We start from the raw sequence: 13,822 nt of genomic DNA, 5'->3' as shown, positions 1-13,822 counted from the left end.
GAAAAAACGTCCCAGTATCAGAACGTCTCCCCTTTTATTTTTTAGTTGTTGCAGGCTTAGCGGCTGCTAAATCAGCTTTTTCTAATTCTTTCCCTTTTTTGATGATATAGTCATGCAAATCTTGCTTGATTTGTGGATGACCAAGACCATATTCGATTGTCGTTTCAACAAAACCAAATTTATCGCCGACATCATAACGGCGACCAGTAAATTCACGAGCAAAAACGCGTTGTGTTTTGTTAAGCGTTTCAATGGCATCCGTTAATTGGATTTCATTGCCAGCGCCTGGTGTTTGATTGTCTAAAATTTCGAAAATTTCAGGCGTTAGGAGATAGCGACCGATAATCGCTAAATCACTAGGCGCATCAGCGACAGCAGGTTTTTCAACGAAATTAGCAACGTTATAAAGTCCTTTGCAAACTTCGCCCTCAGGCGCAATCACACCGTATTTGTCAACATCTTGATGTGGCACTTTCATGACAGCGATAGTTGACGCATGTGTTTTCTCATAGTCATGAATCAGTTGTTTCGTTAAGGGGATTTCAGATTCCATTAAGTCATCACCGAGCATGACAACAAAAGGTTCTTCACCGATAAATGATTTAGCTTGCAAGACAGCATGCCCCAAACCTTTCGGGTGACTTTGGCGAATGAAGTGAAGATTGATATCAGTCGTTTCTTCAACGAGTTTCAACAAATCATCTTTGCCTTTTTCTTTAAGTGCCATTTCAAGTTCAATATTTGAGTCGAAATGGTCTTCAATTGGGCGTTTCGCTTTACCAGTGACGATCAGAATATCTTCGATACCTGATTTGAGGGCTTCCTCAACGATAAATTGAATCGTCGGTTTATCAACAATCGGTAGCATTTCTTTCGCGAGTGCTTTAGTTGCTGGCAAGAAACGTGTCCCAAGACCTGCTGCTGGAATGACAGCTTTACGAACTTTTTTATCTAAACAATCATCTCTCATCTTAATTCAGTCCTTTTATTTCTATAATATATTCATTTTCGGGACGGCCTTCACGACGCATCAATTTAATAATACTTTCCCGAATATCCGCATCTTTGTAAATCACGTGATAAATGGTATCAACGATAGGCATTTCAACCTGTAACATCTTGGATAATTCATAGGCAACTTTAGTTGTTGAGACACCCTCGATGACCATCCCCATGTTAGCTTCGATATCGGCGAGTTTTTCACCACGACCTAAAGCATCACCGGCACGCCAGTTTCGAGAGTGGATAGAAGTTCCTGTGACAATCAAATCGCCCACACCGGATAAACCGATATAGGTCATTGGATTAGCACCCATGGCGACGCCGAGACGTGTAATCTCAGCAAGACCACGCGTAATGATAGCAGCTTTTGCATTGTCGCCGAAGCCAAGTCCATGTAAGGCACCCGCACCAACGGCAATGACGTTTTTTAAGGCAGCGGCTGTCTCGACACCGATGACATCATCATTGGTATAAAGTCTGAAATAGTCGTTACTAAAAAGGTCTTGCACATATTTGGCATCTTCGTGGTTCTTAGATGCCGCCGTGATAAGTGTCAAATCGCGGACAATGGTTTCTTCCGCATGAGAAGGTCCAGAAACAACGACAACGTCAGAACGCAAGTCAGCAGGAATTTCTTCTTCTAGGATGGTCGAGATACGTTCGTGCGTGCCTTGTTCCAAACCTTTAGAAGCGTGCATGACGACAACCTTGTGATCCAAAACTTCAGCAACTTGTTTGGCAACGAGCCGTGTGACCTTAGTTGGGACAACGAATAAAATCGCATCAACATCAGTAAGGGCAGTAGCCAAGTCGTTGTAACCTGTGATTTTATCGTCTAAGATAACCTCGCTAAAATAACGCGTATTGGTATGCTTTTCGTTGATTTCCGTAATTTGCTCAGGAACATTTCCCCAAATCCGAACTTCGTGACCGTTGTCATTGAGCACTTGCGACAATGCAGTTCCCCATGAACCTGGTCCTAAGACGGCAATTTTCTTTTGAGTCATAATACCTCCAATTGTATTCCTTTTCATTTTAGCACATTCCAATAAAAAAATCATACTCTAGACTGAGAATTGCACGAGAAAATATGCTAAAATAGAGTTATGAAATTAATAACAATCTTGATAATAATAGCGGTGGTGCTCATTTTGTGGTTAAGACATGATTATAAAAAAAGTAAAAAGACTAATTTAATGGATACCTATCATGAAAAAGGGTTGTCGGATCAGGACATCACCATTTTTCGTGGTACCATGAAAGAGGCGAAAGCTCAAATCAAAACTTGGGAGACTGCAGTCAAACAAGATTCAGAGTTACAAATCATTGAAAATGTAACAGGTGGCTTGAAAAGTGCTAAAAAACTATTTCAACTGATTGTTAAACATCCTAAAATGGCGCTGACCAATCACAACTTTCTCTATAAACAATTGCCAACCATGGTTGACTTAACAGAAACTTATGACAATGTTAAAAGTGTTGATAAACTTAATCAGGAATTAAAGATTGAAAGTCAGAAAGTCATTCGGCAGTTATCTGAAAAAATTGCGAAAACGTATGAATTAGAACTGTCAGATGATATTGAAAAAATTAAAGATGAGGTAGAAAATGGCTAATGAGATTCTGGATGACTTAATGACTGCTGACCAAGCCACGCTAGTAGAAAAGCCACTGACACAGAGCGTGACGACTGGCACTGCTCTTGCGACTTTATCGGAAGAAGAGGTAGGGAAAGCAAAAGAATTGTCGAAATCTTTGGATGAAACTAATTCCCAATCTGTCATTGAATACGGGTCCTTGGCACAGAAAAAGATTGGTGATTTTTCACAGTCTGTTCTAAATAAAGTTCAAGCTAAAGACTTGGGCGAAGTCGGCACAGCGCTGACTGACCTCATGTATCAGCTCCAAGAGTCTAACCCTAACGATCTTGTGGCAGAAGACCCAGGCTTTTTCAAAAAAATGTTTGGCAAAGTCAAAAAATCAATTTTTGAAGTGACCCAAAAATATCAAAAATTGGGGGCAGGTATTGACAAAATTTCAATTAAGTTGACGCATGAGTACAAGGGCTTATTGGAAGATAATCAAACCTTGGAGACACTTTATGCTGAAAATTTGGATTATTTCCATGCGCTGAGTGTCTATATTGCAGGCGCAGAGCTGAAAATCAAGGAACTTGATGACACGATTATTCCGCAAGCGAAAATTGAAGCTGAACATACGCCAGATAATGCGATTGCGGTTCAAAAGATTTCTGATTTGGAAAGCTATAAAAATCGTCTGGACAAACGCCAATATGATTTGAAACTCGCGCGTCAGATTACAATTCAACAAGCGCCACAAATCCGGATGATTCAAAATACCAACCAAGAATTGGCTGAAAAAATTCAGACGTCCATCAACACTGCCATTCCTTTATGGAAAAATCAGGTTGCGATTGCTTTGACGCTTTTGAAACAAAAAGACGCTTTGACAAGCCAGCGGATTGTCTCTAGTACGACCAATGATTTGTTGACCAAAAACTCTGAAATGTTAAAACAATCTTCTATAGAAGCAGCACGGGAAAACGAACGGGGTGTGGTTGATATTGAGACGCTCAAAACCACTCAGGCTAATTTAATTGAAACCATTCAAGAAACGATGAACATTCAACGTGAGGGGGCGATTAAACGGCGTCAGGGTGAAGTAGAGCTTGCCCAACTTGAAGAAGAAATTAAGGCTAAACTGCTGGAGTTATCTAACAAAACAACAAGCGAGTGAGACTAGCTCGCTTTTTTTATATCTCAAAATTGGACTATACCACTTTTTGACAAAGACATCAAAAAGGTGTAAAATGATAAAAAAGTCTATTTTAAGAAAGAATAAATGAGGTAAAGTCGATGACAACTTACTATATCAAAGCGGACAAATTTTTCTATCCTTACGAAGTCAAGGTAGGTGGCTACTTAGAAGTCACGGCAGATGGTAAATTCGGGAAACATACGATGCAAGCGCCTGAACATGCTGAAATTTTAGATTACAGTGGTAAATTCATTGCGCCAGGTTTAGTCGATACTCACGTCCATGGTTATGCGGGCGCTGATGTCATGGACAATGATAAAGACGGGATTGTTCACACCATGAGTGATGCCCTTTTATCAACAGGTGTGACCTCATTCTTACCGACAGCATTGACGGCAAGCTATGAACAATTGCGCGACATTTGTCAAACAATCGGTGACCATTATACAGAAGCGAGTGGTGCTAAAATTCAAGGGATTTTCTTTGAAGGGCCTTATTTCACTGAGAAATATAAGGGTGCGCAAAATGCTGACTACATGCGTAATCCAAGCTTTGAAGAATTCCAAGGTTGGCAGGCAGCTGCCAAAGGCATGTTGTTGAAAATCGCGGTTGCCCCTGAACGTGATGGCGTCGAAGATTTCATTTCAAAAGTAACAGCGACTGGCACAAGAGTGGCGCTCGGTCACTCTGATGCGACTTACGAACAAGCTGTTCGTGGCGCAGAAGCCGGTGCTAGTATCTGGGTTCATGCCTACAATGGGATGCGGGGCTTGACGCATCGTGAACTTGGGATGGTAGGCGCTATCTATGAAATTCCGCATACTTACGCAGAGTTAATCTGCGATGGTCACCATGTCCATCCAAAAGCTTGTGACATTTTGATGAAACAAAAAGGGCATGACCATGTTGCCTTGATTACTGACTGTATGCGTGCCGGTGGCGAGCCTGATGGCGACTACATGTTAGGTGAATATCCTGTTATCGTGGAAAATGGCACTGCACGTCTCAAAGACGGCGGTAATTTAGCAGGGTCTATCTTGAAGCTCAAAGATGGTCTTAAAAACGTGGTCGAATGGGGGATTGCCTCACCTGAAGAAGCGGTGATGATGGCGACGCTCATTCCAGCTAAATCTGTCGGTATTGACGACAAATGTGGTCGCATTAAACCAGGTTTCGCCGCTGATTTCATCGTCCTTGAAGAAGATTTAGAGCTTTCAGCCACTTATTTGAATGGTGAAAAAGTCTATTCTGCCTAAGGCTTAAATTCAAGCACAGTAGGCCAAGGCTGATAGGAAGATGAGAGATACTAGAAAAAGCGTCAGTGCGCTTTTTTTAGTGCTCAGACATAGAAAACGTTTTCTTGGTATTTAGCACTGACAATTAGGTCTAAACGTGGTATAATGATTAAGATAAAAAACTTTGAAGGAGTGATTACTCAAATGAAACGTATTGCCGTTTTAACCAGTGGTGGCGACGCCCCTGGTATGAATGCCGCTATTCGTGCCGTTGTTCGTAAAGCCATTTACGAAGGTATGGAAGTGTTCGGCATTAATTATGGTTATGCTGGTATGGTTGCTGGTGACATATTCCCTTTGGCAAGTAGAGGCGTTGGCGGAAAAATTGCACAGGGCGGAACATTCTTGTACTCAGCACGTTTTCCTGAATTTGCTGAACTTGAAGGGCAACTTGCTGGTATTGAACAACTAAAAAAACATGGTATTGAAGGCGTGGTCGTCATCGGTGGCGACGGTTCTTACCATGGCGCAATGCGCTTAACAGAACATGGTTTCCCAGCGATTGGTTTGCCAGGTACGATTGATAATGATATCGTCGGTACTGACTACACGATCGGTTTTGATACAGCTGTCACAACTGCGCTTGAAGCGATTGATAAAATCCGCGACACATCATCTTCACATAAACGCACGTTTATCGTTGAAGTGATGGGACGTCATGCGGGAGATATCGCGCTTTGGGCTGGTATTGGTGCAGGTGCTGATGAGATTATCATTCCTGAACAAGATTTTGATGTCAATGAATTAGTGGCATCAATCAAGAATGGTTACAAAAATGGTAAAAATCACAATATCATCGTTCTTGCAGAAGGTGTGATGACTGGCGCTGAACTTGCTGAAAAAATCAAAGCGGCTGGTGATGATAGCGATTTGCGTGTTAGCACTTTAGGTCACATTCAACGTGGTGGGACACCAACAGCCCGTGACCGTGTTTTAGCATCATGGATGGGTGCTCGCGCAGTCGAATTGCTCAAAGAAGGCCGTGGTGGTCTTGCTGTCGGGATTCACAACGAAAAATTGGTCGAAAGTCCAATTTTAGGAACAGCAGAAGAAGGTGCCTTGTTCAGTCTTGATAATGGTAAAATTGTTGTCAATAATCCTCACAAAGCCAACCTCGATTTGTATAAATTAAACAAAGAGATTTCGTCTTAAACATTTCTTTGCTCCACTTGTTAACTTTCGCTGCGTCAGCAGTGTCAGAGCACCTCTCGTTTGAGATGTTCGTAAATATTGGTGAAAACCACTTTATTATAGAAGGAGTTCTATCAAAATGAACAAACGCGTAAAAATTGTTGCAACACTTGGACCAGCTGTTGAAATCCGTGGTGGTAAAAAATTCGGTGACGATGGTTACTGGGGTGAAAAACTTGATGTTGAAGCATCAGCACAAAAAATTGCTGAGCTCATCAAAGAGGGCGCAAATGTTTTCCGTTTTAATTTCTCACATGGTGACCATGAAGAACAAGGCGACCGTATGAAAGTTGTCCGTCGCGCTGAAGAAATCGCTAACCAAAAAGTTGGTTTCTTGCTTGACACAAAAGGACCTGAAATCCGTACTGAATTGTTCGAAGGCGATGCTAAAGAATTTGAATACAAAACAGGTGACAAATTACGTGTTGCGACAAAACAAGGTGTTCAATCTACTAAAGATGTGATTGCTTTGAACGTTGCTGGCGGTCTTGACATTTTTGATAACGTTGAAATCGGTCAAACAATCCTTATCGATGATGGTAAACTTGGTTTGACACTTGCTGGTAAAGATGCGGCAACGCGTGAATTTGAAGTTGAAGTTCAAAATGATGGTGTTATTGCGAAACAAAAAGGCGTGAACATTCCGAACACTAAAATTCCTTTCCCAGCGCTTGCTGAACGTGATAACGATGACATCCGTTTTGGTTTGGAACAAGGCTTGAACTTCATCGCGATTTCATTTGTCCGTTCTGCTAAAGACGTGAATGAAGTGCGTGCGATTCTTGAAGAAACTGGTAACACACACGTGCAACTTTTCCCTAAAATCGAAAACCAACAAGGTATCGACAATATCGATGAAATCATTGCTGCCTCTGAAGGTATCATGATTGCCCGTGGTGATATGGGTATCGAAGTACCATTCGAAATGGTACCCGTTTACCAAAAACAAATCATTCAAAAAGTCAATGCTGCTGGTAAAGCTGTTATCACAGCAACTAACATGCTTGAAACAATGACTGATAAACCACGTGCAACGCGTTCAGAAATCTCTGACGTTTTCAATGCGGTTATTGATGGCACTGATGCCACAATGCTTTCAGGCGAATCTGCTAATGGTAAATACCCAGTAGAATCAGTTCGCACAATGGCAACTGTTGACAAAAATGCGCAAGCACTTTTGAAAGAATATGGCCGTTTGTCTTCTGACAAATTTGACCGTTCTAATGTGACTGAGGTTGTTGCCTCAGCAGTTAAAGATGCCACAAACTCAATGGACATCAAATTGATCGTTGCTTTGACTGAGTCTGGTTCAACTGCACGTTTGATCTCTAAATATCGTCCTGATGCTGATATCTTGGCAGTCACATTCGACGAAAAAATCGAAAAATCACTCATGATTAACTGGGGAGTTATCCCAACCTTGACTGAAAAACCTGCATCAACTGATGATATGTTTGAAGTTGCTGAAAAAGCAGCAATCGACTCAGGTCTTGTAGCATCTGGTGACAACATCATCATTGTTGCCGGTGTACCAGTTGGTTCTGGCCGTACAAATACAATGCGTATTCGTACAGTTAAATAATTGAACTAAAATAAACTCACCAAATCATTTGGTGAGTTTATTTTGTCTCATAAAATTGTTCCAATTCTTGGAGCAATTTTTTTGTATGGTTGCCATGTCGTAGGGCGTGTCCGATTTTTTTACCCATGATGGGATCGTAGTCAAAAGTGAGTGGCAGTTGGGATAAATCATCTAGGCTTATGCCTAGGTGATGTTGCGTGATAAAATCAGCAAAGGGTGAAAATGATGGCAGGATAACAGGAAGTTCTGCAGCCAGATATAAACTTAATTTATGGGGGCTGTTCAGTCGCTGATAGGTTTGGTAGTGCGTATTTTCTGTATCATCAGTATCCCAGACAAGACCGATACCGTCAGGCAGTTCAGCGGGTGCTGAGTCTTGTGGTAAAATGTCTTGCAGTTTAAGTGTAGGTGCCAAGTCAGCTGGCGACCATTTTCTGGGGAGATTGCCGAAGACTTTAATCGGCAAGGGGAAATTTTTGAGCCAAGGTGCTTTGGTCAAAGTGCCGGCAAAAATCAAGTTTTGGCTCGGGTTTCTGTCAGGAATTTGGCTGTCGGTCAGGTAGTCAAAAAGCCCCAAAATAAAAGTCGGGATAGGGATGTTTAGGGCTTTAGCCATCTCGGTAGTGTGAACGATGAGACCGTCAGCACGGTTTAATAGTGCATATTCACGGTCGCTGTCTTGTCGTGCTGACAGGCGCAGAGGTTCAAAATCATGGATTAAGATGATAAATTTTGCGCCAGTTTCTTGGACTGCTTGTTGAAAGTTTTCCTCAAACGCTAAAGACAGATAGCTGGGAAACTGATGGACGACAATGTCAGATGCGGTGAGGTTGCTGACAAGGTTATCGGCAGTCGTTTCCTGAGTGGCACGGTCAATTTCAAGACGGTTCCAGCCGATTTCAGTGGCAATTTTGGCAATGTCATCCTTAGGCTTAGTCGCACCGACTGGCATCCAAGGTTCTAGTGTATGGGTCATATAGTTCATGTCTTTATTCTAACATTTTATTGGGCATACTGTGGTTTTAGCTGTAAATCATTCAAATCCCGTGTGGTGTATAATGGTAAAATAAGGCATTTTACGGTATAATGAAATGAGTTGATTAAAAAAGATGAGGTGATGTATGATAGCAGGAATTTGGGCAGAAGATGCACAAGGTTTGATTGGTTCAAATGGTGTTTTGCCGTGGTTTTTGCCGAGTGAACTTCAACATTTTAAGCAAACGACGATGGGGCAGGTCATTTTAATGGGTCGTAAGACGTTTGAGGGTATGCACAAGCGTGTGCTACCGGGTCGGACGACGATTGTGATGACACGAGATGAGACCTATCAAGTTGACAATGATGCCGTGCTTGTCTTTCATAGTCCTAGCGCTGTGCTTGACTGGTATCAGTCGCAAAATCCAGAAACGGCTAAAAATTTATATGTCACGGGTGGAGCTGAGATGTTTGTCGCATTCAAAGACTCTTTTGACCGACTTTATCGGACAATTATTGCAGGGACATTTGCCGGCGATACTTATTTTCCGAAAGTGCTAGCATTTGACCGCTTTACCGAGGTATCAAGTGTCAAGCATCCTGCCGATGACAAAAATGACTATGCGTTCACAGTCAAACGATATGAGATTAAGAGATAAATGGAAAAAACAATATTTGGCGTCTTTACAGCTGTTTTAGCTTGGATTTGTTTCGTGTGTGCGGTGCAGTGTCTCCGTAAGAAGAAGTTTGGTCTCGCCATTCTCTTTTTACTCTGTGCCTTTACCAACCTCGTGAACTCAATTCATGCGGTTTATCAGACACTGTTTTAATGGCGTAGGTTTATAGATTTAAAAGAAGAAAGATTTAGGAAAATGATAATGACGAATGAGATTTTTTGTTCATTTTGCGGTAAATCACAAGATGAAGTTAAGAAAATTATTGCGGGCAGCGATGTCTACATTTGTAATGAGTGTGTTGAGCTATCAATGGACATTTTGCGTGAAGAATTTAAGGGCGAAGGGCAGCCTGATATTTTAGAAAGCAAGACACCGAAAGAGCTATTAGAGATTTTGAATGGCTATGTCATCGGTCAAGATACGGCGAAACGGGCGCTGTCTGTTGCGGTTTACAACCACTATAAACGCATTAATTTTGTGGAAAGCGTGGAAAATGATGATGTTGAGCTGCAAAAATCAAACATTTTGATGATTGGTCCAACAGGTTCTGGTAAAACTTTCTTGGCGCAAACTTTGGCGCGTTCGCTTAATGTCCCCTTTGCCATTGCGGATGCCACGAGTCTGACTGAGGCTGGCTATGTCGGCGAGGACGTGGAAAATATCCTACTCAAACTTTTACAAGCTTCTGACTATAATGTGGAACGTGCAGAGCGTGGGATTATCTATGTCGATGAGATTGACAAAATCGCTAAAAAATCTGAAAATGTCTCAATTACACGTGATGTGTCAGGCGAAGGGGTCCAACAAGCCTTACTGAAAATCATCGAGGGAACCGTTGCAAGTGTGCCACCACAAGGCGGGCGTAAACATCCCAACCAAGAAATGATTCAGTTGGATACTAAAAATATTCTCTTTATCGTTGGGGGTGCTTTTGATGGCATTGAAGAAATCGTCAAACAGCGTTTAGGTGAAAAAATCATTGGCTTTGGTGCCAATAATAAAGCCTTAGGCGAAAATGATTCTTATATGCAGGAAATTGTCGCTGAAGATATTCAAAAATTTGGCTTAATTCCTGAGTTTATCGGTCGTTTACCAATCGTGGCGGCCCTTGAACGCTTGACGAAAGAGGACTTAGTTCATATCCTGACGGAGCCTAAAAATGCGCTTGTGAAACAATATCAGCGTCTCCTGAGTTTTGACGATGTTGCCTTAGAATTCGAATCTGGTGCCTTAGATGCCATTGCCGAAAAGGCGATTGAGCGCAAAACGGGCGCGCGTGGTCTGCGTTCGATTATCGAGGAAGTGATGATGGATGTCATGTTTGAAGTGCCGAGCATGGCGAATGTGACGAAAGTTGTGATTACTGAGGAAGCTGTTCGAGGAACGGAAGAACCTTTAATCTTAGGCGCTTAATGGCGTTTCATAATGTGGTCGGTCAGTGGTCACAGTGATAGAAATGAGAAACATGAAATTTAATATTCACAATGTCAGCTTGACGATTTCAGCGGCATCAAGTAAGCAATATCCTGAAACGGCTATGCCAGAAATTGCCCTTGCGGGGCGTTCAAATGTCGGTAAATCAAGTTTTATCAATACTTTGCTTAATCGTAAAAACTTCGCTCGGACGTCTGGTCGACCGGGTAAAACGCAGTTGCTTAATTTTTTCAATATTGATGACACCCTTCATTTTGTGGATGTGCCGGGTTATGGCTACGCCCGCGTTTCTAAAAAAGAACGTGAAAAATGGGGTGGGATGATTGAGGAATATCTGACGACACGTGCGAATTTGCGTGCGGTTGTCAGCTTGGTCGATATGCGCCACGAGCCGTCGGCTGATGATGTTCAAATGTACGAATTTCTGAAATACTATGAAATTCCAGTGATTTTGGTGGCGACCAAGGCTGATAAAATTCCGCGTAGTAAATGGAACAAGCACGAAAGCATGATTAAGAGAACTTTGCAGTTTGATAGTACGGATGATTTCGTTATTTTTTCTAGTTTTGATAAAACTGGTTTGGACGAAGCTTGGGCAGTCATTGAAAGTTTTGTCGATTAACGGTGTCTAGGCGATAAATATTATAGAAATGTTCTGAAAATTCTGTTATAATGGCACTAATCATATTTTAAAGGAGCGTTAAAACACATGACAGTCAATATTGCTTTACTCGGATTTGGAACAGTAGCCAGTGGCGTTCCTTTTTTGCTACAAGAAAATAGCACCAAAATCACAGCTCAGGCGGGAACAGATATTCAGATTGCCAAAGTTTTAGTGAGAGATGTTGCTGAGAAAGACGTACTTCGCGCACAAGGGCATGCCTACGACTTTGTAACAGATATTTCAGCTATCTTAAATGATGATGCGATTGACATTGTGATTGAGCTGATGGGCCGTATTGAGCCAGCTAAAACCTTTATCACACAGGCTTTACAAGCGAAAAAACACGTCGTGACGGCCAATAAAGACTTGCTGGCGATGCATGGTGCTGACTTGCTGAAAGTTGCTAAAGACAATGGTGTGGCACTGTATTATGAAGCAGCCGTCGCAGGTGGTATTCCGATTTTGCGGACATTGGCTCATTCCTATACTGCCGATAAAATCACTAAAATTCTTGGCGTTGTCAATGGGACCAGCAACTTCATGATGACGAAGATGGTTGACGAGGGCTGGACTTATGATGAAGCCTTAGCTGAGGCAAGCCGTCTAGGCTATGCGGAGTCTGATCCGACCAATGATGTAGACGGGATTGATGCTGCCTATAAAATGGTGATTCTCAGTCAATTTGCTTTTGGCATGACGATTAAATTTGACGATGTGCGCCATGAGGGCATTCGTCACATTACGCCAGAAGATGTGAAGCTCGCGCAAAAACTAGGCTTTGTCATCAAATTAGTCGGCGAAATCGTTGAGCGACCGTCAGGGATATACGCCGAAGTTGTGCCGACATTCTTACCGAAAGACCACCAACTCGCAACCGTCAATGGTGTCATGAACGCTGTCTTTGTTGAATCTATTGGGATTAACGAAGCCATGTTCTATGGTCCCGGTGCAGGTCAAAAACCGACTGCCACATCAGTTGTCGCTGATGTGATTGAACTGGCTAAAGGTATCCAGAAAGGTGCCGTGCTGCCTGCTTTTAATACTTTCGCTCGCGAAACAGTTTATGCCACAAAAGAAGATTTGGTTGATAAGTACTATTTTGCGATTGAAACTGATGATAAAGCGGGGCAGCTCTTGCATTTGGCTGAGCTTTTCCATGCGGAAAATGTGTCATTTGAGCAAGTTTTCCAAGAAAACCTTGGCGACAATCGTGCGAGCATTGCCATTATTGCGCACAAAATGGACTTGAACCAGTTTGATAGTTTGGTTGAGAAAATTTCAGCGCTAGATGGTTTCACGCTCCGTAATACGATTAAGGTAATTTGAGGGTAGACAGATGACTTTGACACTAACAGTACCAGCAACATCAGCCAATCTCGGGCCGGGCTTTGATTCGGTGGGGCTTGCGGTTAAGCTTTATTTGACTGTGGAAGTCTTAGAGCAAGCCGACCACTGGGAAATTGTGCATGATTTGGGGGCAGAAGTACCGTCTGATGCGCGCAATTTGTTGGTCGAGACGGCTTTGCAAGTTTCGCCAGGTTTGAAACCTCATAAGATTAAAATGGTCAGCGACATTCCCTTGGCGCGCGGGCTTGGCTCATCAAGCTCAGTTATTGTGGCTGGGATTGAACTGGCCAATCAACTGGGGCAACTTGGCTTGTCAGCAGCTGATAAATTAACGATTGCGACTAAGATTGAGGGGCATCCAGATAATGTCGCGCCTGCGATTTTTGGTAATCTAGTCATTGCCAATAGCATCAACGGAAAAACTAATCATGTTACAGCACCCATGCCTGAGACTGGCCTACTTGCTTTCATTCCAGATTATGAGCTGAAAACGAGTGATTCCCGGAAAGTTTTGCCGAGTGAGTTTGCCTATCAGGAAGCTGTGGCGGCAAGTGCGATTGCCAATGTCGCGATTGCGGCGCTTTTGACAGGTGATATGGTGCTTGCAGGTCAGCTCATGGCGGAAGATTTATTTCATGAAAGCTATCGCGGTCAGCTTGTGCCAGAAGTGACTAAAATCCGTGAGATTGGGTATCGGTCAGGCGCTTATGCGACCTATCTATCTGGTGCAGGACCGACTGTGATGGTCATGGCGCCACTGGATAAAGTAGCAACTATTAAATCAAAACTTGAAGCGCAAGGTTTTTCAGGACAGTTATTAGAGTTAGCAGTGGATACGCAAGGGATTAGGGTCTCAAAATAAATTAATACATTAAAA

Annotated in this window: 14 protein-coding genes; 11 read left to right on the top strand and 3 right to left on the bottom strand. The window is 42.5% G+C overall.

Features of this window, described 5'->3' with window-relative positions; genetic code table 11:
• Positions 1-34: 34 nt before the first annotated feature.
• Together galU and RsY01_RS05995 are read right to left on the bottom strand one after the other, a co-directional pair.
• On the bottom strand, positions 35-970 hold the full coding sequence (galU, locus tag RsY01_RS06000) for a UTP--glucose-1-phosphate uridylyltransferase GalU (RefSeq protein ID WP_094784638.1): 936 nt from the start codon (positions 968-970) through the stop codon (positions 35-37).
• A 1-nt stretch (position 971) separates the two neighbouring features.
• Positions 972-2,009: an NAD(P)H-dependent glycerol-3-phosphate dehydrogenase gene (locus RsY01_RS05995; protein ID WP_094784637.1), complete on the bottom strand. Its 1,038-nt coding sequence runs from the start codon at positions 2,007-2,009 to the stop codon at positions 972-974.
• Positions 2,010-2,108: 99 nt separating this feature from the next.
• Between RsY01_RS05995 and RsY01_RS05990 the strand changes: the two genes are divergently transcribed.
• The 5 genes from RsY01_RS05990 to pyk all read left to right on the top strand — a co-directional run bounded on the left by RsY01_RS05990 (position 2,109) and on the right by pyk (position 7,848).
• Positions 2,109-2,618 carry a 5-bromo-4-chloroindolyl phosphate hydrolysis family protein gene (locus RsY01_RS05990; protein ID WP_094784636.1) on the top strand — a complete coding sequence of 170 codons (510 nt, stop codon included), beginning with the start codon at positions 2,109-2,111 and terminating at the stop codon, positions 2,616-2,618.
• Positions 2,611-3,759 carry a toxic anion resistance protein gene (locus RsY01_RS05985; protein ID WP_094784635.1) on the top strand — a complete coding sequence of 383 codons (1,149 nt, stop codon included), beginning with the start codon at positions 2,611-2,613 and terminating at the stop codon, positions 3,757-3,759. Before RsY01_RS05990 ends, RsY01_RS05985 begins: the two co-directional genes overlap by 8 nt.
• A 119-nt stretch (positions 3,760-3,878) precedes the next feature.
• Entirely contained in the window at positions 3,879-5,036 is a 1,158-nt protein-coding gene (gene nagA, locus RsY01_RS05980) for an N-acetylglucosamine-6-phosphate deacetylase (protein WP_094784634.1), read from the top strand.
• A gap of 183 nt (positions 5,037-5,219) precedes the next feature.
• A complete protein-coding gene (pfkA, locus tag RsY01_RS05975) occupies positions 5,220-6,227 on the top strand; it encodes a 6-phosphofructokinase (protein ID WP_094784633.1) in 1,008 nt (335 codons plus the stop codon).
• Between the two features lie 118 nt (positions 6,228-6,345).
• Complete coding sequence (pyk, locus tag RsY01_RS05970) at positions 6,346-7,848, top strand: pyruvate kinase (protein WP_094784632.1); 1,503 nt, start codon at positions 6,346-6,348, stop codon at positions 7,846-7,848.
• 37 nt (positions 7,849-7,885) lie between these two features.
• On the opposite strand, the gene RsY01_RS05965 is transcribed toward pyk, so the two are convergent.
• Positions 7,886-8,824 (bottom strand): glycosyltransferase, encoded by a 939-nt coding sequence (locus RsY01_RS05965; RefSeq protein WP_094784631.1) that lies wholly within the window; start codon positions 8,822-8,824, stop codon positions 7,886-7,888.
• Between the two features lie 145 nt (positions 8,825-8,969).
• Between RsY01_RS05965 and RsY01_RS05960 the strand changes: the two genes are divergently transcribed.
• From RsY01_RS05960 to thrB, 6 genes are all read left to right on the top strand, one after another.
• Entirely contained in the window at positions 8,970-9,482 is a 513-nt protein-coding gene (locus RsY01_RS05960) for a dihydrofolate reductase (protein WP_094784630.1), read from the top strand.
• Positions 9,483-9,653, top strand: a complete 171-nt coding sequence (locus RsY01_RS11000) for a hypothetical protein (RefSeq protein WP_094784629.1) — start codon at positions 9,483-9,485, stop codon at positions 9,651-9,653.
• 42 nt (positions 9,654-9,695) lie between these two features.
• Positions 9,696-10,913: an ATP-dependent Clp protease ATP-binding subunit ClpX gene (gene clpX, locus RsY01_RS05950; protein ID WP_432205767.1), complete on the top strand. Its 1,218-nt coding sequence runs from the start codon at positions 9,696-9,698 to the stop codon at positions 10,911-10,913.
• A gap of 52 nt (positions 10,914-10,965) precedes the next feature.
• Positions 10,966-11,556 carry a ribosome biogenesis GTP-binding protein YihA/YsxC gene (yihA, locus tag RsY01_RS05945; RefSeq protein WP_094784627.1) on the top strand — a complete coding sequence of 197 codons (591 nt, stop codon included), beginning with the start codon at positions 10,966-10,968 and terminating at the stop codon, positions 11,554-11,556.
• Between the two features lie 87 nt (positions 11,557-11,643).
• Entirely contained in the window at positions 11,644-12,924 is a 1,281-nt protein-coding gene (locus tag RsY01_RS05940) for a homoserine dehydrogenase (RefSeq protein WP_094784626.1), read from the top strand.
• A 16-nt stretch (positions 12,925-12,940) separates the two neighbouring features.
• A complete protein-coding gene (gene thrB, locus RsY01_RS05935; RefSeq protein WP_167373236.1) occupies positions 12,941-13,807 on the top strand; it encodes a homoserine kinase in 867 nt (288 codons plus the stop codon).
• Positions 13,808-13,822 lie beyond the last annotated feature (15 nt).

The sequence above is a fragment of the Pseudolactococcus reticulitermitis genome, from assembly GCF_002260845.1.
GTDB lineage: Bacteria > Bacillota > Bacilli > Lactobacillales > Streptococcaceae > Pseudolactococcus > Pseudolactococcus reticulitermitis.
This window is presented reverse-complemented; position numbering and strand designations above follow the sequence as displayed.